The 19273-nt window shown below is 54.9% G+C and carries 16 protein-coding genes; 11 read left to right on the forward strand and 5 right to left on the reverse strand.

The window, feature by feature from the left end; translation table 11 throughout:
* Positions 1-114: 114 nt before the first annotated feature.
* Positions 115-660, forward strand: coding sequence for a YfaZ family outer membrane protein (locus AC6I77_RS01450; protein ID WP_003855717.1), 546 nt, complete (start codon positions 115-117; stop codon positions 658-660).
* Between the two features lie 82 nt (positions 661-742).
* Here the strand turns inward: AC6I77_RS01450 and AC6I77_RS01455 are convergent, their stop codons facing one another.
* From AC6I77_RS01455 to acs, 3 genes are all read right to left on the reverse strand, one after another.
* Positions 743-2398 (reverse strand): cation acetate symporter, encoded by a 1656-nt coding sequence (locus AC6I77_RS01455; protein WP_003855716.1) that lies wholly within the window; start codon positions 2396-2398, stop codon positions 743-745.
* On the reverse strand, positions 2395-2724 hold the full coding sequence (locus tag AC6I77_RS01460) for a DUF485 domain-containing protein (protein ID WP_078804884.1): 330 nt from the start codon (positions 2722-2724) through the stop codon (positions 2395-2397). Before AC6I77_RS01460 ends, AC6I77_RS01455 begins: the two co-directional genes overlap by 4 nt.
* Positions 2725-2864: 140 nt before the next feature.
* Entirely contained in the window at positions 2865-4820 is a 1956-nt protein-coding gene (gene acs, locus AC6I77_RS01465) for an acetate--CoA ligase (protein ID WP_008926618.1), read from the reverse strand.
* A 585-nt stretch (positions 4821-5405) separates the two neighbouring features.
* On the opposite strand from acs, the gene gltP reads away from it, so the two are divergent.
* The 6 genes from gltP (at position 5406) to AC6I77_RS01495 (ending at position 12401) form a co-directional block, all read left to right on the forward strand.
* Positions 5406-6707 carry a glutamate/aspartate:proton symporter GltP gene (gltP, locus tag AC6I77_RS01470; RefSeq protein ID WP_039660663.1) on the forward strand — a complete coding sequence of 434 codons (1302 nt, stop codon included), beginning with the start codon at positions 5406-5408 and terminating at the stop codon, positions 6705-6707.
* 217 nt (positions 6708-6924) lie between these two features.
* Positions 6925-7200 (forward strand): type II toxin-antitoxin system RelE family toxin, encoded by a 276-nt coding sequence (locus tag AC6I77_RS01475; RefSeq protein WP_497816685.1) that lies wholly within the window; start codon positions 6925-6927, stop codon positions 7198-7200.
* Between the two features lie 116 nt (positions 7201-7316).
* On the forward strand, positions 7317-7691 hold the full coding sequence (locus AC6I77_RS01480) for a helix-turn-helix domain-containing protein (RefSeq protein WP_003855711.1): 375 nt from the start codon (positions 7317-7319) through the stop codon (positions 7689-7691).
* Positions 7692-8263: 572 nt separating this feature from the next.
* Positions 8264-9175 (forward strand): N-acetylmuramic acid 6-phosphate etherase, encoded by a 912-nt coding sequence (gene murQ / locus AC6I77_RS01485; RefSeq protein WP_003855710.1) that lies wholly within the window; start codon positions 8264-8266, stop codon positions 9173-9175.
* Positions 9175-10629 carry a PTS N-acetylmuramic acid transporter subunit IIBC gene (gene murP / locus AC6I77_RS01490; protein WP_003855709.1) on the forward strand — a complete coding sequence of 485 codons (1455 nt, stop codon included), beginning with the start codon at positions 9175-9177 and terminating at the stop codon, positions 10627-10629. The genes murQ and murP overlap by 1 nt, the downstream gene beginning before the upstream one ends.
* Before the next feature lie 227 nt (positions 10630-10856).
* On the forward strand, positions 10857-12401 hold the full coding sequence (locus AC6I77_RS01495; protein ID WP_003855708.1) for a methyl-accepting chemotaxis protein: 1545 nt from the start codon (positions 10857-10859) through the stop codon (positions 12399-12401).
* On the opposite strand, the gene AC6I77_RS01500 is transcribed toward AC6I77_RS01495, so the two are convergent.
* Positions 12398-13363, reverse strand: coding sequence for an AraC family transcriptional regulator (locus AC6I77_RS01500; RefSeq protein ID WP_003855707.1), 966 nt, complete (start codon positions 13361-13363; stop codon positions 12398-12400). The two genes, AC6I77_RS01495 and AC6I77_RS01500, sit on opposite strands and share 4 nt — an antisense overlap.
* A gap of 104 nt (positions 13364-13467) precedes the next feature.
* Between AC6I77_RS01500 and AC6I77_RS01505 the strand changes: the two genes are divergently transcribed.
* Both AC6I77_RS01505 and AC6I77_RS01510 read left to right on the forward strand, forming a co-directional pair.
* Positions 13468-14655 (forward strand): MFS transporter, encoded by a 1188-nt coding sequence (locus tag AC6I77_RS01505; protein ID WP_003855706.1) that lies wholly within the window; start codon positions 13468-13470, stop codon positions 14653-14655.
* 212 nt (positions 14656-14867) lie between these two features.
* Entirely contained in the window at positions 14868-15077 is a 210-nt protein-coding gene (locus tag AC6I77_RS01510) for a YdgH/BhsA/McbA family protein (protein WP_003855705.1), read from the forward strand.
* Between the two features lie 154 nt (positions 15078-15231).
* Here AC6I77_RS01510 and sbmA read toward each other — a convergent pair whose 3' ends face one another.
* A complete protein-coding gene (sbmA, locus tag AC6I77_RS01515; RefSeq protein ID WP_003855704.1) occupies positions 15232-16476 on the reverse strand; it encodes a peptide antibiotic transporter SbmA in 1245 nt (414 codons plus the stop codon).
* 275 nt (positions 16477-16751) lie between these two features.
* Here sbmA and AC6I77_RS01520 point away from each other — a divergent pair, with 275 nt between their 5' ends.
* On the forward strand, positions 16752-17486 hold the full coding sequence (locus AC6I77_RS01520) for a gluconate 2-dehydrogenase subunit 3 family protein (protein WP_008926626.1): 735 nt from the start codon (positions 16752-16754) through the stop codon (positions 17484-17486).
* 2 nt (positions 17487-17488) lie between these two features.
* Positions 17489-19273: a GMC family oxidoreductase gene (locus AC6I77_RS01525; RefSeq protein ID WP_497816686.1), complete on the forward strand. Its 1785-nt coding sequence runs from the start codon at positions 17489-17491 to the stop codon at positions 19271-19273.

A 19273-nucleotide genomic window follows, 5' to 3' on the forward strand; every position in this document is an offset into this window, starting at 1 on the left:
GGTAATTCTGAACGCGACACGTATTTTTACGTAAAGTTTCCCGGATTTTGTTGTCTCTCCGTTTCAGGCTGTTAACCTTGCGGCCGAATTAATTGTCCTTCACGGAGTGGAATCATGTTTAAGCAACTTGTTACCGGGAGCGCCCTTGGGCTGGTTTTACTGAGCGGCGCCGCTCAGGCAATTGAAGGCAGTGTTGATGTCAGCGAACACAACACCAACCTGAACTTGGGTCTGGGCACCACAACACCCGGTCTGTTTCTGAAAGGTAACTGGCTGCGTAGCGACCATGACGGCAGCACCTACGGTGCCGGTCTGGGTTACAACGTTGATTTCGGGCCGCTGCGTCTGGCGCCGACCGCAAAAGCGATTTTCACCCATCCTGAAGATGGAAAAGATGGATTTGCGGTGGCGCTGGGTGGTGCAGCACACTACAGCTTCAACAGCATGTGGGGCCTGTATGGTGAGTATTATTACGCGCCAGAGTCGTTCACCGATCACCTCGACAGCTATCAGGAAGCCGCTGGCGGCCTGAGCTTCACGCCGGTTTCACTGCTTAACCTGCGTGTGGGTTATCAGTACATCGAACTGAACAACAAAGATGGACGCAAAGATAACGTGCTGGTCGATGGCCCGTACGTGGGTGCATCTCTGCGCTTCTGATTCTGTTGCGTGAAAGAGAAGGGCGACTACTTCTGTAGTCGCCCTTTTTTATTGGCTGCTCGTTATCAATGTTAAACGGCGATCAGTGCGCCTTACCCTGTTCAATGCCGGTGCCCGTCTGCGAGCGAATAAACTGTGCGCGGAAGCGCGAACGTTCCTCTGCGCCCTGCTGCGAATGGTCGGTGACAGAGAAGAGCCAGATGCCCACAAATGCCACTACCATGGAGAACAGCGCCGGATATTCATACGGGAAAATCGGTGTCGCATTTCCCAGCACCTGCACCCACACGGTTGGGCCAAGGATCATCAGAATGACGGCAGTCAGCAGACCCAGCCAGCCGCCCACCATCGCGCCGCGCGTGGTGAGTTTTGACCAGTACATCGACAGCAGAATGATCGGGAAGTTACAGCTGGCCGCAATTGAGAAGGCCAGCCCGACCATAAAGGCGATGTTCTGCTTCTCAAACAGAATACCCAGCGCAATAGCGACCACGCCCAGCGCCAGCACGGTGATTTTAGAAACCCGCAGCTCATCTTTCTCGCTCGCCTGACCTTTGCGGTACACGCTGGCATAGAGGTCGTGAGAAACCGCCGACGCACCCGCCAGGGTCAGGCCCGCGACCACGGCCAGAATGGTGGCAAAGGCAACCGCTGAGATAAAGCCCAGGAAGGTGCTGCCGCCCACGGCGTTAGCCAGATGCACCGCCGCCATATTGGTCCCACCAATCAAGGCGCCGCTGGCATCTTTAAAGGCCGGATTAGCGCCCACCAGCAGGATGGCACCGAAGCCGATAATAAAGGTGAGGAAGTAGAAGTAACCCATAAAGCCGGTGGCCCAGAAGACACTTTTACGGGCCTCTTTGGCATCCGCGACGGTGAAGAAGCGCATCAGAATGTGCGGTAATCCGGCTGTACCAAACATCAGACCCAGCCCCAGCGACAGCGCCGAGATAGGATCTTTCACCAGTCCGCCAGGCTGCATAATCGCGATGCCTTTTGGATGGACTGCCATCGCTTCGGTGAACAGCGTATTAAAGCTGAAATTGGCCGCTTTCATTACCATGATGGCCATAAAAGAGGCACCAAACAGCAGCAGGACCGCCTTGATGATCTGCACCCAGGTGGTTGCCAGCATGCCGCCAAACAGCACGTACATCACCATCAGAATGCCCACCAGCACCACCGCCACATGATAGTTCAGGCCAAACAGCAGCTGGATAAGCTTACCGGCACCCACCATCTGCGCGATCAGGTAGAGCGCCACCACCACCAGCGAACCGCAGGCTGACAGGGTGCGAATCGGCATCTGCTTCAGACGATAGGAGGCGACGTCAGCAAAGGTATAACGACCCAGGTTGCGCAGGCGCTCGGCAATTAAAAACAGAATCATCGGCCAGCCGACCAGGAAGCCGAGCGAGTAGATCAGTCCGTCATAGCCAGAGGTGTAAACCAGCGCCGAAATGCCCAGGAACGAGGCTGCTGACATGAAGTCACCCGCCATCGCCAGGCCATTCTGAAAGCCGGTGATATTGCCGCCCGCAGTGTAGTAGTCGTTGCGCGAACGGGTGCGCTTTGACGCCCAGTAAGTAATCCCCAGCGTGGCGCCGACGAAAATCGTAAACATGATAATCGCCTGATAGTTGGTCGCCTGGCGCTGCACCGCACCGGTAATCGCATCGGCGGCCAGCGCTGAAAACGGCAACATCAGGGCCAGTAGCCATAAGGTGAGACGGGTCATGATTTCACCTCGCGGAGGATCGCTTTGGTTAAACGGTCAAATTCCCCGTTGGCGCGCCAGACATAGACACCGGTCAGCACAAATGACATCACAATCAGCCCGACGCCAATCGGGATGCCGCGCGTTACATTGGTTCCGGCATGCAGCGGCGTACCGAGCCAGCCGGGCGCAAACGCAATCAGCAGGATAAAACCGACATAGAGCACCAGCATAATCAGCGACAGCAGCGTCGCGAACGTCTGGCGCTTATGGACTAACTCATGAAAAAGCGGATTACGTTCAATCTGCTGATTGATTGCATCCTGATTCGAAAGGGCGTCATTCATCACATTTTCTCCAGAGGGCTTGCAGGCAAGAACCTCACGACAGGGCGTGGATTCAGCTGGTTATAATATTTGTGACTACCGGAACAGACTGCGTAGGGCGGGGGTGGCGGGAAGCGATCTTCCCGCCGGACAGCGTGCGCTTAAGGCATTTTGATCGACTGTTTCTCCTCAAGCAGTTTTTCAACTACGCCAGGATCGGCGAGGGTAGAGGTATCACCCAGGTTGCTGGTATCACCGGTGGCAATTTTGCGCAGAATACGGCGCATGATTTTGCCGGAGCGGGTTTTCGGCAGTGAGTCTGTCCAGTGCAGCACATCAGGCGTGGCAATGGGGCCGATCTCTTTGCGGACCCACTGGCGCACTTCGGTGTACAGCTCTGGCGACGGCTCTTCGCCGTGATTCAGCGTGATATAGGCATAAATCGCCTGGCCTTTGATGCTGTGAGGTATCCCCACCACGGCCGCTTCGGCAATTTTAGGGTGCGACACCAGCGCCGATTCAATCTCAGCGGTTCCCAGGCGGTGACCGGAGACGTTGAGCACGTCATCAACGCGTCCCGTGATCCAGTAGTAGCCATCTTCATCGCGACGGGCACCGTCTCCACTGAAGTAAACATTTTTAAAGGTAGAGAAGTAAGTCTGCTCAAAACGGTCGTGATCGCCAAAGAGGGTACGTGCCTGTCCCGGCCACGACTCGGTGATCACCAGATTGCCTTCACAGGCACCTTCCTGTGGCTGACCTTCGTTGTCCACCAGCGCCGGTTGCACGCCAAAGAACGGTCGGGTGGCGGAACCGGCTTTCAGTTCGGTCGCACCCGGCAGCGGCGTGATCATGAAGCCGCCGGTTTCGGTCTGCCACCAGGTATCCACAATCGGACAGCGGCTGTTACCAATTTTCTTGTAGTACCACTCCCAGGCTTCCGGGTTAATCGGCTCGCCGACCGAACCCATAATGCGCAGGCTGCTGCGGTCGGTGCCGGCAATCGCTTTGTCCCCTTCCGCCATCAGCGCACGGATGGCGGTCGGCGCGGTGTAAAGCAGGGTGACTTTATGTTTATCAACCACTTCCGCCATACGGCTCGGTGTTGGCCAGTTCGGCACCCCTTCAAACATCAGGGTGGTGGCACCACAGGCCAGCGGACCATACACCAGATAGCTGTGACCGGTTACCCAGCCGACATCGGCGGTGCACCAGTAGATATCATCCTGATGATAATCAAAGACGAACTTAAAGGTGGTGGCGGCATAGACCAGATACCCGCCAGTGGTATGCAGCACACCTTTAGGTTTACCGGTTGAACCCGACGTATAAAGGATAAACAATGGATCTTCCGCGCCGACTTCGGCTGCAGAATGGTTGGTGCTGGCGTTGAGCATCAGGTCATGCCACCACTGATCGCGGCCTTCAACCCAGCCCACATCTTTACCGGTGCGCTGGAACACCACCACGTTTTTCACGCTGGTGACGTTGGGATTTTTTAACGCATCATCGACATTTTTCTTCAGCGGAATGCTGCGACCGGCGCGGATCCCTTCATCGGCCGTAATCACCAGCGAAGCGCTGGAATCGACGATACGGCCAGCAACCGCTTCCGGTGAGAAGCCGCCAAAAATCACCGAGTGGACGGCACCAATACGCGCACAGGCCAGCATTGCCACCGCGGCTTCCGGCACCATCGGCATATAGATCGCCACCACGTCGCCTTTTTTCACGTCCAGCAGCTCCAGCACGTTGGCGAAGCGACAGACTTCAGCATGCAGCTGGCGGAAGGTCAGGGTTTTGCTTTCGCTGGCGTCGTCGCCTTCCCAGATAATCGCCGGGTGATCGCCGCGCGTGGCGAGATGACGGTCAAGGCAGTTTGCCGCCAGGTTGAGCGTGCCATCTTCGTACCAGCGAATGTTAATGTTACCTGGCGCAAACGAGCAGTTTTTCACTTTGCTGTAAGGCTTAATCCAGTCAAGGATTTTGCCCTGTTCGCCCCAGAAGCTGTCTGGATCGTCGACAGATTGCTGATACATCGCCTGATACTGCTCTGCTGTAATCAGGGTGTTTGCTGCAATATTCTCTGGAACAGGATGAATGTGATTTTGGCTCATGGCGGATCTCCTTGAAGATGTTAATGATATGTCAATCAATGGTTAATTAAAGCCTGCCCTGAGTCTTTGTTTCTTTTTTGCGCCACAGATCACGTGATAGTGCTTCCGCCGCAAAACGTGAAGCCGGATTGCTACTTTCGTTTAACGCTCTGACGGCGATGGGGAATTAAGAAGGGGTATGAAAAGGGAATGGGCTGGATAAAAAGCAAGCAAACGCGCCGGCAGCCTTTTTAACCAGTAGTGAATAGCTATGCGTAAATTCATCTAAGTATTACTTTTCATAACAGCAGGTTAGGTATTTTTACTTCCGGCAGCACTTTATGCTGCTTAGGTGGCTAACTTTTAATCGGATCTGCCAGGGGTTGCATTTACCACAGTGAAAATGGTACTTATCTCGCCCCTGTTCTGCAGGTATCAACTCAGACCGCGTCTGAAAATGGGTATGGGAATCATCAGATTTTCATACGAGGCGCTGTTTCTAAACACCCTCTAATTTACCGGGCTTTTTGCTCACTCCCTGTGTGTATTGTCTTCTGCACCTTCGCAGTAGAGAGAAACGGGTTTTGACTGAGGAAATTACGCGTTATGAAAGGTTTTAAAATCAGCCTGGCCTGGCAGATTCTGACAGCCCTGGTGCTTGGCATCGTTGTGGGTGCTGTATTGCATAATCAGCCAGACAATCGTGAATGGTTAGTCGCTAACATTCTCAGTCCTGCAGGCGATATCTTTATTCATCTTATCAAGATGATTGTGGTACCGATTGTGATTTCATCCCTGGTTGTCGGCATCGCTGGCGTGGGTGATGCAAAAAAGCTGGGACGCATCGGCGTCAAAACGATTCTCTACTTTGAAGTGATCACCACCCTTGCCATTGTGGTCGGTATTACGCTGGCCAACGTATTTCAACCCGGCACCGGCATTGATATGTCAACGCTGGCAACGGTGGACATCTCTAAATATGAAGCGACAACGGCAGAGGTACAGGGCGGTCCGCACAGCCTGGTCACCACCATTCTGTCGCTGATCCCGCAGAATATCTTCGCTTCCATGGCGAAGGGCGACATGCTGCCGATTATCTTTTTCTCGGTGCTGTTTGGCTTAGGTCTGTCGTCACTGCCGTCGGAACAGCGCGATCCGCTGGTAAACCTGTTCCGTGGCATTTCTGAAACGATGTTTAAAGTGACGCACATGATCATGCGTTATGCGCCGGTCGGTGTGTTTGCGCTGATTGCGGTGACCATCGCTAACTTCGGATTTGCCTCGCTGTGGCCGCTGGCTAAGCTGGTGCTGCTGGTTTACGCGGCAATTCTGTTCTTCGCTTTTGTGGTGCTGGGCGGAGTCGCGCGCTTCTGTAAGCTGCGGATTACTACGCTGATGCGTATCCTGAAGGATGAGCTGATTCTCTCTTACTCTACCTCCAGCTCAGAAACCGTGTTGCCACGCATCATGGAGAAGATGGAAGCCTACGGCGCACCAAAAGCGATAACCAGCTTCGTGGTGCCGACCGGTTATTCGTTCAATCTAGATGGTTCGACGCTGTATCAGAGTATCGCGGCGATCTTTATTGCCCAGCTGTACGGCATTGACCTGTCGCTGACCGATGAGATTGTGCTGGTCCTGACGCTGATGGTGACCTCGAAAGGGATCGCGGGTGTGCCAGGCGTGTCGTTCGTGGTGCTGCTGGCCACGCTGGGCAGCGTTGGTATTCCTCTTGAAGGTCTGGCGTTTATCGCCGGTGTTGACCGCATCATGGATATGGCGCGTACTGCGCTGAACGTGGTCGGTAACGCGCTGGCGGTGCTGGTGATTGCCCGCTGGGAAAACCAGTTCGACGCTGAACAGGCAAAAGAGTATGAGCTGCAGTTGCGTACACAGACCGCAAGCTGAGAACAGCGTTAACGTAAAGAGGGGCTCAACGAAAGTTGGGCCCTTTTTGTTTGTGTGGCTTTGTCATCGTTCTTAGCAGGATGAGCATTCAAAAAATTAGTTATATAAATATAACTAAATAACGCTTTTGATAGCTTTTTCGTTGCTTTTATGACTGAATTTGGTTATTTTTAAAGGTGGATTGAAAGCGTGCTTTGACAACAAGGAGTGTTGACGGATGCCAGAAATTAACTGGACGAAAAGGGCATTGAAACAGCTATATGGGCTACCTCAGAAAGAAGGTAACGCCATCGAAGATGCTGTAGAGGCGCTGGCTAAGTGGCCTGATATTCCCCATCTGAAGGTCGAAAAGCTGACGGATGATAAAGAGAAGCGAATGAAGTTGGTGGTGGGTCACTACCGCGTGCTGTGGAAGATAGAGAAAGGTCAGCCAGTGGTTATCGCTATTCTAGAAGTCGTAAGAAGAACATCGACCACGTATAAAAAGCGTTAGCAAGCGGTTGGGGTTAGCCTGCGTCACCACTGAGTTAAGAGCAGATAAGAACATAGCTAAGTCGCGCCAGCAGATGATCAGGTCTGGACTGTTGCGGCAGTAAGGAGTGATTAACCATGAATGCGATACAGTTTCTGACAGACGAGCGCGGGAACCGCACGGGTGCCGTCATCCCCATTGAGTTGTTTAACCGGCTCATGGCCGGGCGTCACTTAGACGACGTATTTGAGCCTCTCACCTATAAAGCGGGACCGGATGATGACGAAACGATTCCCCATGACGTAATGAAAATCAGCCGGAGGCAATCTGTTCCTTTGCATGTTGCCTGGCGTTTACATCGGCAAATGTCGCAGGAAGAGGTCGCGAACAAATTAGGCATCACGCAGGCTGGCGTTTCGAAGTTAGAGTCGAGAAAGAAACCTCAAAAACAAACGCTTGAGAAGCTGGCAGCCTTATATGACTGCAGAACGTCACAACTTTATATTGATTAAATCAACGTGCTTTTAAACCGCATTGTGCCTTTCAGTCGGACACAAAGGGTGGCTACGTAAAGTCGGCGTAAACCCATCCCTGGGGCCTCGGCCGCCGCATCCATGCGGCGGACGCTTTACTCCGCTCCCCCTTTGTATCCGCCTTTATGCCAGCTATGCGCTGTATTTTAAGAAAATCAAAAGATCGTATCGAAGGATTTATTTGCGATACAGCACGGATTTTTAAATCTTATCGGCAAGCTCAAGCCCTTTACAAACAGCAATAAAACAGCCTAAGGGAAGAAAAGGTTCACCTGAAGAGTAAAGCGTCCCACCGCCAGGGATGGCGTGGGCCGAGCGTCATGGATGACGAATGCGTCTTTACGATCAGGTGAACCTTTTCTGACTGGCTCTGATCACAAAGCCATTAAGCCCCGAATGCCAGGCACCCTGCTTAAGCTCAACGCTAACCAGCCCAATCCCCCGCAACATGATTCACCCCACAACCATTGAAAAAAGATCTCACTCAATGAATTAATCATTCGTTATGATAGTGAGTAAATTGAATAATTTATTCCTTAGCGGAGCCCGCCATGAAACTCGACCTCAGCCAGATGCTCACCGAAGGCCGTAACCCGGCCAGCCAGAACATTGATGAACTCTCCACCGAAGCGATGCTGCGCGTCATTAATGACGAAGATAAAAAGGTGGCGCTGGCGGTTGAGGCCATCGTGCCGCAAATCGCCACCGCCGTTGACGCCATCTGTGCCGCGTTTCGTGCAGGTGGACGACTGATCTATTGCGGTGCGGGCACCTCCGGGCGGCTGGGCATCCTGGATGCCAGCGAATGCCCGCCTACCTTTGGCACGCCGCGTGAGCAGGTGATTGGCCTGATTGCCGGCGGCCACACCGCAATACTACAGGCGGTTGAAAACGCCGAAGATAACCGGGAACAGGGCGCGCAGGATTTGAAAGACATCCATTTTAGCCGCCATGACGTGCTGGTCGGTATCGCCGCCAGTGGTCGCACACCTTATGTGCTGGGTGCGCTGGCTTACGCGAATGAACTGGGCGCGACCACTGTGTCGCTTAGCTGTAATCCGGGCAGCGCGATGTCACAGGTTGCCGCCATTGCGCTCACACCCGTGGTCGGTCCGGAAGTGGTCACCGGCTCCTCCCGCATGAAAGCGGGCACGGCGCAGAAACTGGTGCTCAACATGCTCACCACCGGATCAATGATCCGCAGCGGAAAAGTCTATGGCAACCTGATGGTCGATGTGGAAGCCACTAACCAGAAACTGGTGCAGCGCCAGGTCAACATCGTCATGCAGGCTACGGATTGTGATGACGCGACTGCTCGTGCGGCGCTGACCGGCTGTGGCGGACACTGCAAAACCGCCATCCTGATGGTACTGGCTGACCTGGACGCCGATGAGGCCAAAGCGCTGCTCGGTCAGCATCAGGGCTTTATCCGTCAGGCGCTACAGGCAGCGGGGGCACGCTGATGGCGAAAATCACCGAGGCACTGTTACGCGACATCCTGCAGGCGGTCGGTGGTGCGCAGAATATCGCGGCCTGCGGTCACTGCATGACACGGCTCCGCCTGACGCTGAATCAGCCAGAACAGGCTGATCTTTCCAGGTTAAAAAGCCTGCCGGGCGTGCTGGGGGTCATCGACAGCGATGCGCAGTTACAGATTGTCGTGGGGCCAGGAAAAGCGCAAACCGCCGCCGAGGGAATGCAAAGCCTGCTGTCGCAGGGTGATACTGCAATGGCTTCGCAGGGCGAAACGGCGGCGCTTAGCCAGCTGGCAGCGCAGCAGAAGCAGCAGCTAAAGGCGAAACAGACCAGTGGGGTGCATCAGTTCCTGTCGCGCTTCGCCACTATCTTCACGCCGCTAATCCCAGGCTTTATCGGCGCGGGACTGCTGCTGGGATTTGCCACGCTGATTGAACAGAGTCTCCATCTTAATGCGCCCGGCGATCACGCGCCCTGGCTGCTGCACACCGTGGCGTACATGAAGGTGTTCGGCAAAGGGCTGTTCACCTTTCTCAGTATTCTGATCGGCTATAACGCACAGAAAGCCTTTGGCGGCAGCGGCGTAAACGGCGCCATCATCGCCTCGCTGTTTGTGCTCGGCTATGTGCCCACGGCCACCACCGGCTACTACAGCGGTATGGAGAGCTTCTTTGGTCTGACGATCGATCCGCGCGGCAACATTATCGGTGTGCTGATGGCGGCGATTATCGGGGCGTGGATAGAGAAACAGCTGCGCAAAATCATTCCTGACAACCTGGATATGATCCTCACCTCGCTGTTTACGCTGGTGATCACGGGCGCCATCACCTATCTGCTGATTATGCCGCTGGGCGGCGAACTGTTTAAGGGAATGTCGTGGCTGTTTATCCACCTCAATAGCAATCCCTTTGGCTGCGCGCTGCTGGCTGGACTGTTCCTGATTGCGGTGATGTTCGGTATTCATCAGGGCTTTATTCCTGTCTATTTTGCGCTGATGGAAACCCAGGGATTTAACTCGCTGTTTCCGATTCTGGCAATGGCGGGCGCAGGCCAGGTCGGCGCATCACTGGCACTCTGGTGCAAAGCAGAAAAAGGCGCGCTGCTGCGGGCGCAGATCAAAGGTGCAATTGTCCCCGGCCTGCTTGGGGTGGGCGAGCCGCTGATCTATGGTGTCACGCTGCCCCGCCTCAAGCCCTTTATCACCGCCTGTGGCGGCGGAGCACTGGGCGGCTTTTTTATTGGATTGGTCGCGTGGCTGGGTTTGCCAGTGGGGATGAACACGGTATTCGGGCCGTCCGGGCTGGTCACTCTGCCACTGATGACCTCCAGCCAGGGCATCTTCGCCGGGATGGCAGTTTACCTGGCCGGGCTGATCGTCGCATGGACCGGCGGTTTTCTGCTCACCTGCTGGTTTGGCACCCGTAATGTTGACCTCAGTTAAGCCACTGCCGGAATTCTCCAGTCTGGCTAACGGATAAAAACAGATCAAAAGTGTGAAAGCCGCTGCAAAGTGGCTTTTTTCGCGGCAGAAATTAAAGCGTATTACTAAAGAGTCGGCGCGGGCATGCCGAAAACATAAAAAAGGGTAATCGTTATTTCTCAGCCCGCCGTTTTCACGCTGCGCCTCAGACTGTTGCGTGCAGGACGTCGGGTCTCCAAGGATTTTTGATGCGTAACAACCAGCCTGTCTCTCAGCGTGAATATCTGTTCGATGATCATGCGACACTGATGTCGACCACCGATCTCAACAGCCACATTACCTACGCCAACGACGCGTTTATCGAAGCAAGCGGATTCACTGCTGACGAGATCAACGGGCAGCCGCATAACATGGTGCGTCACCCCGATATGCCGCCAGAAGCCTTTGCCGATATGTGGGCGACGCTGAAGCAGGGCGAACCCTGGACTGCGCTGGTCAAAAACCGCCGGAAAAACGGCGACCACTACTGGGTGCGTGCCAATGCCATTCCGGTCGTACGCGACGGTAAAGTGCAGGGTTATATGTCCGTGCGCACCAAACCTACGGCTGAAGAGGTGCGTCAGACAGAAGTGCTCTATCAGGATTTTCGTGAAGGCCGCGCCAGAGGGCGACGTTTTCACAAAGGCCTGCTGGTGCGCAGCGGCTGGCGTCGTCCCGCCTCAATCCTGAAGACGCTGCCCCTGCGCTGGCGGATTCGCAGCACGCTGATGGCGTTACTGCCTCTCTCGGTGGCGGGCGTCTGGGCACTGGGCATGACCCACACTGCACTGGCAGGCTTTGCTGCGGGAATGGCTGCGCTGCTTCTGCTCTGCAGTGTGTGGCTGGAGCAGCAGATTTCACGTCCTATTGAGCGGATGTGCAAACAGGCGCTCCGCGTAGCGACCGGTGCCAGCCATCAGGTTGAACAGATGGATCGTGTGGATGAGGTCGGCGTCACGCTACGTGCCATTGGCCAGCTCGGATTGATGTTCCGCTGGCTGGTGGATGATGTCAGCGGCCAGGCGATCAATGTGCTGAGTGCCAGTGATGCCATCGCCCGCAGTAACAACGAACTGAGTCGCCGTACTGAACAGGCGGCGGCTAACGTGCAGCAAACCGCGGCGACCATGAACGAAATGACCGCGACGGTGAAGAGCAACACCGAAACTGCACATGAGGCGAATAGCCTCTCAGCCAGCACCAGTCACGCCGCCAGCAAAGGCGGCGATGTGATGACGGATATGATGGGCATGATGGGCGAAATTGCCGACAGCTCAACGCGTATCGCCAATATAACCAGCGTGATCGACGGCATTGCCTTCCAGACTAATATTCTGGCGTTGAATGCTGCGGTGGAAGCGGCGCGGGCAGGTGAGCAGGGTAAAGGCTTTGCAGTGGTCGCGGGTGAAGTTCGCAGCCTGGCGCAACGCAGCGCTAAAGCCGCCAGCGAGATTAAAATGCTGGTTGAAACCAGCAGCAGCCGGGTCAAATCGGGCAATGAGCATGCCAGCGCGGCGGGCCGGACGATGCAGGATATCGTGTCGCAGGTGCAGAATGTCACTGCGCTAATCGCCCAGATCAGTGCCGCCACGGCCGAACAGGCGACGGCGCTCAGCGAGGTCAGCTCAGCAGTAGAAGATCTCGATGATATCACCCATCAGAACGCTGCCCGCGTGACAGAAAGCGCCGAGGCGTCTGGTCGCATGACCCATCAGGCTAACCGTCTGGTGGAAGCGATCAGCGTCTTTCGCTAAGAAGCCAGCGCCTGCGTGCTTTCGCGTCCGGCACGCAGCGCGCCAGGCGACTGACCAACGATCCGCTTAAACGCGCGACTGAACGCCGCAATCGAGCCGTAGCCGAGATGATAGGCCACGGCTTCCACCGCTTCCCCATTGTTCACAATCCGCTGCACCGCCAGCCGCATCCGCAACTCCGTAAGATAACGCAGCGGCGTCATACCGGTGGCATTGAGAAAACGTCCGGCAAACACCGAGCGCGAACAGCCTGCCACGCTGGCCAGTCGCGCTACCGTCCAGTTTTCGCCCGGCTCCCGATGCATCGCGGCAATCGCCTGACTCAGACGCGGGTCGCGCATTGCCTGCACCAGCCCGCTACTCTGGCCGCAGCCGTTTTCTACCCAGCCGCGCACAATCAGCGCGGCAACGACATCCGCCAGACGCGACAGAATGCCGGCAAACCCCGCCTGACGCGTGCGTGACTCCCGCTCCATTGCGGCCAGGATCGGCTGAATCTCCGGATACTGCGACAGCAGAGTGCTCACCAGCATCACATCCGGCATGGTATTGATCAGCGGCTGCATGCCGCCAAGCTCAAACGCCATGCAGGCGCTGAACAGCAGTACGCTGTGCTCGTCCTCACCGGCATCTTCCGGGGCGGCGATGGCGCAGACGCTTTCGCAGAGCGGCTTGCTTGCCATGTTTTTAATGCACTGGCAGTCAGCCTCTTCACTGGAGATCAGGCTGTGCGGTTTACCGTGCGGCACCAGCAGCGCATCGCCGCTGTTGAGCTGAAACACCTCGCCGGAGGCGCTGCGCACCAGCAGTGAGCCACGCCCGACAAAGTGGAACTGCGCCCGGCCCGGTGCGTGCTCGTAGCGCAACCCGAATGGTGCGCTTACCGCGATGCGCTGGTAGTTCACGCCATACAGGCGCATCCCCATCAGCAGTTCACTGGTCAGATCTCCATAGTGGCTCATGTGATTCCAGACGAATTATCAAAAATGAAGGTGTAAGCATCATAGATCGTCCTGATGCGACGCTCTATGCTCACACTCACTTTTTTATCTTCCGGAGAAGCAGCATGAGTCTGACAACCGAAGTGGCTGATGAGGTTTCCTCGCCGACCCGTCCCGCGTGGGGTGCGGTATTTGCCATGGCATTTGGGGTGTTCAGCCTCATCACCGCCGAATTTTTACCTGTGAGTCTGTTAACGCCTATGGCGCACAGTCTCGGTGTATCCGAAGGGCAGGCGGGACAGACCGTCACCATTACTGCACTGGTCGCGCTGTTTACCAGCCTGGTGACCGGCAGCGTCACGCGGCGAATTGACCGCCGTATTGTGATGCTGGTTTTTTCACTGTTGCTGATCGCCTCTGCGCTGATGGTGGCCTTTGCGGCTGACCTGACGGTAATCCTGCTGGCGCGGGTGCTGCTGGGTATGGCCATTGGTGGCTTCTGGACACTTTCAACCGCTATCACTATGCGTCTGGTGCCCAGCGATCAGGTGCCACGTGCACTCTCTATTGTGTTTAGTGGTATCTCGCTGGCGACAATTATCGCTACGCCGCTTGGCAGCTATCTCGGTGGACTGGTCGGCTGGCGCAACATCTTTATGCTGACCGCCGGGCTGGGCGCGGTGGCGCTGCTGTGGCAATTCTTTACGCTGCCCGCCATGCCGGCAGAGAACAAAGCCCGCAACGGCGGGGTGCTGGCACTGCTGCGTATCGGTGTGATGCGGTGGGGCATGCTGGCCGTGATCATGATGTTTACCGGCCACTTCGCTTTCTTTACTTACCTGCGTCCGTTTCTGGAGGGTGTCGCGCAGCTCAACCTCAATCAGCTGTCGCTGGTGCTGCTGGCCTTTGGCGTAGCGAACTTTTTTGGCACCTCGCTGGCCGGTTATCTGGTCACCCGCAGTGTGTCGCTGACGCTGAGTGGCATGGCGCTGTTAATGAGTATCACCGCGCTGCTGCTGGTGAGCTTTGGTGATGTCAGCTGGCTGGTCGGCGCGGGCGTGGCGATCTGGGGGATGGCGTTTGGTTCGATGCCAACCGGCTGGTCTACGTGGATTTCACGCGCGGTGCCGGATGATGCGGAATCGGGCGGCGGTTTACTGGTTGCCACTATCCAGCTGGCGATTACCGTTGGTGCGGCGGCAGGCGGCTGGATGTTTGACCTGCGCGGCGCAGGCGGTGTGTTTGTTGCCAGCGGCGTACTGATGCTGCTGGCTGCGCTAACTATCTTCAGCCGGGTAAGGCATCACGGATAATTCTCTGAAGGCAGCGCGTTATGCTGCCTTTTTTATTGAATCTGGATTATTAACCTTTTGAGTGATAACTGTGCGAAATGTGCTTTTTATCATCAGTTTTATTGAATGAGTTAAGCAAAACCCTCCGCTTTTTACTGATCAACTTCAGGGCTAATATATCTATCAACAAGGCAGCACGCCTTACCTGATAAAAATTAACCGAGGAATTGACCATGAAATCTATCAAAACTTTTGCAGCTGTTATCGCCCTTTCTGTTCTGCCATTCGCCAGCTTCGCCCAATCTGTGACCGCTGTCGACTCTACGCTGGACGGTGCTGAAGCGAAAATCGCTGCGCAGGCTCAGGATGCTGGTGCTTCATATAAAATCACTGAAGCCTACACCAACAACGGCGTTCACATGACTGCTGAGCTGCTGAAATAAGCTGCAATTTACCCTCTGATGCTGACAGGACGCCTTCGGGCGTCCTGGCGGCGTTGTGTGGTGATGAACGAGTTTAATGTAGCCAAAACCTGTAAACGAAAAAGCCACTCTGACGAGTGGCTTTTTTATTTCAAAAAACGGCAATCCTCACCCGTTACACCTCTTCCGATGCCTCGCGCATCATCTCATGGTGGGGTACATCATCCAGAACCTGCTCAAAGCTGCGCAGACGTTTGTAGATCGACATCAGCTCAACCAGTGTTGACCACGAGGTGATCAGATACTGAAAAGAACCACGAACCTGATCGAACACGTTGCTAATTTGGTTGAGCAGACCCAGCGTTATCGTTCCTGCGGCAATTGATGGGAACAACATGACCAGGCCAAAGAGATTATCTATTTGCAAATAGAACATTCTGGCGATATTGAAGTACAGATAATGAAAATAGAGACGAAAGTAATTCAGCCTGACGTTGTCAAAAAGCACTCTTACCGTCGGCGGCGTAGCGCGGTCAGCATTGTCTTCGCCGTAAACCAGTTCTTTACGATAAGCTGCTTCTACTCGCTGGTTACGAAACTCCAGGCCCGGTAATTTTAATCCTACTACTGCTAACAATCCTGTTCCCAGTATAGACCAGACAATGGCGGCAATGACTAATGCATAAGGTATGGACCCAAGAATAGGTACGCTTTTTACGTGGTGTGATAGCTGAACAAGTACTGGCAAAAAAGCGATGAGCGTCATAATAGCTTGTATAAAACTGACTCCCCAGCCCTCCAGTGTTTGAGCAAAGCGCATCGTATCTTCCTGCACACGCTGCGCTGCGCCTTCAATATGACGTAATCGCTGCCAGTGGTGCATATAATAATTATTCATTGCGGTACGCCAGCGGAATACCCAGTGGCTGATAAAAAAGGCGTTAATGACGCCAATAGTCACAGCAACCATAACAATGCCTGCTACGCCTACAACTTCAGAATAGAGCTGGCTAATCGATACAGCACCGGCTTTTGTCAGTGCCTTTTGGATCAAGTCGTAAAACGGTTGATACCAGGCGTTAATTGCTACGCCGACCTGAACCCCGAACCAGGTAACAAAGATAATCAGCGCAGAGCCCCACACCGACCAACGCTGCCAGGGGTGATTATCAATCACTCGCCAGGCAAGTGCGAACAGGGTAGCGATTATCCAGTAATAGGAATAAAACCATACCTCCCCTGGTGCAATGAAGCGCATCACTGTCGTAGGCAAAGGCTGCTTTATCGCAGCCTCAAACGCAGGCCAAAAATGGGCAGGCAAATCGCTGGCAAAGCCGAACCAGGCAAAAATTGCTAATAAGCTCCAGACAGCCGCAGAGCTGAAAAACAGCGCTGGCCGCGGAAAAAAAGACTTAAACATAGGTACTCCGCTGTTGTGTATTGCTTGTTATAACGTTTTTGACGTGTCGCTGTCTGTAGTCTGTTGTTTCTGCTCATGACAGGAAGAAGATAGATGTTAATGAAATTGTGCGATTTTGTTTCTTTGAACTAAATCTTTGTGAATGGCAGTGATACAATATGCAAGTTTGTTACCGGTAACAAGCAGGCGCCACGCCTGTATCTGCTGATAAAAACCATTACAACGCAACCACCACTTTTTCATACCGCCAGTGAGTGCGGGAATGAGGCAATGTCATGTCAGAACAAAAAAAGGGTCATTCACGCAGGGATTTTTTGCTGAAGACAATTACCCTGGCGCCTGCGATGGCGGTAGGCTCCACCGCAATGGGCGCGCTCTCCCTTCCGCTGGCCGCGCAGGCGGCTGAAACCCCGGCCGCACCGCAGCAGGCACGTGATTACCAGCCGAACTGGTTTACCGCCGAAGAGTTTGCCTTTATTACCGCCGCCGTGGCACGCCTGATTCCCAGCGATGAACGCGGACCGGGAGCGCTGGAAGCGGGCGTGCCGGAATTTATCGATCGTCAAATGAATACGCCGTATGCCACGGGATCGAACTGGTATATGCAGGGCCCGTTTAATCCCGACCTGCCGAAAGAGCTGGGCTATCAGCTGCCGCTGGTGCCACAGCAGATTTACCGTCTTGGTCTGGCCGATGCGGATAATTACAGCAAAAAGCAGCACGGCAAGGTCTTTGCTCAGCTCAGCGGTGAGCAGCAGGATGCCTTATTGCAGGCGATGGAGAGTGGCAGCGCGGAATTCAGCCAGCTGCCGGCAAAAGTCTTCTTCAGCTTCCTGCTGCAGAACACCCGTGAAGGCTTCTTTAGCGATCCTATCCACGGTGGGAATCAGGGCATGGTCGGCTGGAAGCTGATCAACTTCCCTGGCGCCCGCGCCGACTTTATGGATTGGGTAGAGCGCGGCGAACGGTATCCGTTCCCGTCAGTGTCGATTCGCGGAGAGAGAAGCTAAGCATGGCAAATGAAATGAAAAAAGTGGATGCGGTCATTGTCGGCTTCGGCTGGGCAGGCGCGATTATGGCGAAAGAGCTGACTGAAGCGGGCCTTAACGTGCTGGCGCTGGAGCGCGGGCCGCATCGTGACACCTATCCCGATGGATCCTATCCGCAGTCCATTGATGAGCTGACCTATAACGTCCGCAAAAAGCTGTTCCAGGATCTCTCTAAAAGCACCGTGACGATTCGTCATGACGCTTCTCAGACGGCGGTACCTTATCGCCAGCTGGCGGCATTTTTGCCCGGCACCGGTACCGGTGGCGCAGGCCTGCACTGGTCAGGCGTCCATTTCCGTGTTGATCCCGTTGAGCTGCGGATGCGCAGCCATTACGAAGAGCGCTACGGTAAAAACTTCATTCCGGAAGGCATGACGATTCAGGATTTTGGCGTCAGCTACGATGAACTGGAGCCGTTCTTCGACAAGGCGGAAAAAGTCTTTGGCACCTCAGGCAGCGCCTGGAGTATCAAAGGTAAAGTGGTCGGCAAAGATAAAGGCGGTAACCCGTTTGCGCCCGACCGCTCAGATAACTTCCCGCTGCCCGCGCAGAAGCGTACTTACTCGGCGCAGTTGTTTGCTCAGGCGGCAGAGTCTGTGGGTTATCATCCTTATGATCTGCCCTCCGCCAATACGTCAGGTCCGTACACCAATACCTATGGCGCGCAGATGGGGCCGTGCAACTTCTGCGGTTACTGCAGCGGCTACGCCTGCTACATGTATTCCAAAGCGTCGCCGAACGTCAATATCCTGCCCGCACTGCGTCAGGAGCCGAAGTTTGAGCTGCGCAACAACTCCTATGTACTGCGGGTCAATCTCAGCGATGACAAAACGCGTGCCACCGGCGTGACCTATGTGGATGGACAGGGCCGTGAGCAGGTTCAGCCCGCAGATCTGGTCATTCTTTCCGCCTTCCAGTTCCACAATGTGCATCTGATGCTGCTGTCGGGCATTGGCAAACCGTACAATCCGATTACCAACGAAGGCACTGTGGGCCGTAACTTCGCCTATCAGAACCTCTCAACGCTCAAGGCGCTGTTTGATAAAAACACCACCACCAATCCGTTTATCGGTGCGGGTGGTGCAGGCGTCGCGGTGGATGATTTCAACGCGGATAACTTCGACCATGGGCCACTGGGCTTTGTCGGCGGTTCGCCATTCTGGGTCAACCAGGCGGGCACCAAACCGATCTCTGGCCTGCCAGTGCCTGCGGGTACGCCTAACTGGGGCAGCAAATGGAAAGCGGCGGTAGCGGACACCTACACGCATCACCTGTCGATGGATGCGCATGGCGCTCACCAGTCCTATCGCGCCAATTACCTCGATCTCGATCCTAACTACAAGGATGCCTATGGGCAGCCGCTGCTGCGCATGACCTTTGACTGGCAGGATAACGACATCAAAATGGCGCAGTTTATGGTCGATAAGATGCGCAATATTGCTGAAGCGATGAATCCAAAGATGATCATCGGCGGCGCGAAAAAGCCGGGCACCCATTTTGACTCCACGGTGTATCAGACCACCCATATCAGCGGCGGGGCGATCATGGGCGACGATCCCAAAACCAGTGCGGTTAACCGTTATCTGCAAAGCTGGGATGTGCCGAATGTCTTTGTTCCAGGCGCATCCGCCTTCCCGCAGGGACTGGGTTACAACCCGACCGGCATGGTGGCGGCGCTGACTTACTGGTCAGCCAAAGCTATTCGCGAACACTACCTGAAAAACCCCGGCCCACTGGTGCAGGCATAA

The organism is Pantoea sp. X-Soil-ISGK-259, assembly GCF_059730705.1.

Coding starts and splice junctions, on each gene's coding strand:
- AC6I77_RS01450 (WP_003855717.1), top strand. CDS start 115: ATGTTTAAGCAACTTGTTACCGGGAGCGCCCTTGGGCTGGTTTTACTG.
- AC6I77_RS01455 (WP_003855716.1), bottom strand. CDS start 2,398: ATGACCCGTCTCACCTTATGGCTACTGGCCCTGATGTTGCCGTTTTCA.
- AC6I77_RS01460 (WP_078804884.1), bottom strand. CDS start 2,724: ATGAATGACGCCCTTTCGAATCAGGATGCAATCAATCAGCAGATTGAA.
- acs (WP_008926618.1), bottom strand. CDS start 4,820: ATGAGCCAAAATCACATTCATCCTGTTCCAGAGAATATTGCAGCAAAC.
- gltP (WP_039660663.1), top strand. CDS start 5,406: ATGAAAGGTTTTAAAATCAGCCTGGCCTGGCAGATTCTGACAGCCCTG.
- AC6I77_RS01475 (WP_497816685.1), top strand. CDS start 6,925: ATGCCAGAAATTAACTGGACGAAAAGGGCATTGAAACAGCTATATGGG.
- AC6I77_RS01480 (WP_003855711.1), top strand. CDS start 7,317: ATGAATGCGATACAGTTTCTGACAGACGAGCGCGGGAACCGCACGGGT.
- murQ (WP_003855710.1), top strand. CDS start 8,264: ATGAAACTCGACCTCAGCCAGATGCTCACCGAAGGCCGTAACCCGGCC.
- murP (WP_003855709.1), top strand. CDS start 9,175: ATGGCGAAAATCACCGAGGCACTGTTACGCGACATCCTGCAGGCGGTC.
- AC6I77_RS01495 (WP_003855708.1), top strand. CDS start 10,857: ATGCGTAACAACCAGCCTGTCTCTCAGCGTGAATATCTGTTCGATGAT.
- AC6I77_RS01500 (WP_003855707.1), bottom strand. CDS start 13,363: ATGAGCCACTATGGAGATCTGACCAGTGAACTGCTGATGGGGATGCGC.
- AC6I77_RS01505 (WP_003855706.1), top strand. CDS start 13,468: ATGAGTCTGACAACCGAAGTGGCTGATGAGGTTTCCTCGCCGACCCGT.
- AC6I77_RS01510 (WP_003855705.1), top strand. CDS start 14,868: ATGAAATCTATCAAAACTTTTGCAGCTGTTATCGCCCTTTCTGTTCTG.
- sbmA (WP_003855704.1), bottom strand. CDS start 16,476: ATGTTTAAGTCTTTTTTTCCGCGGCCAGCGCTGTTTTTCAGCTCTGCG.
- AC6I77_RS01520 (WP_008926626.1), top strand. CDS start 16,752: ATGTCAGAACAAAAAAAGGGTCATTCACGCAGGGATTTTTTGCTGAAG.
- AC6I77_RS01525 (WP_497816686.1), top strand. CDS start 17,489: ATGGCAAATGAAATGAAAAAAGTGGATGCGGTCATTGTCGGCTTCGGC.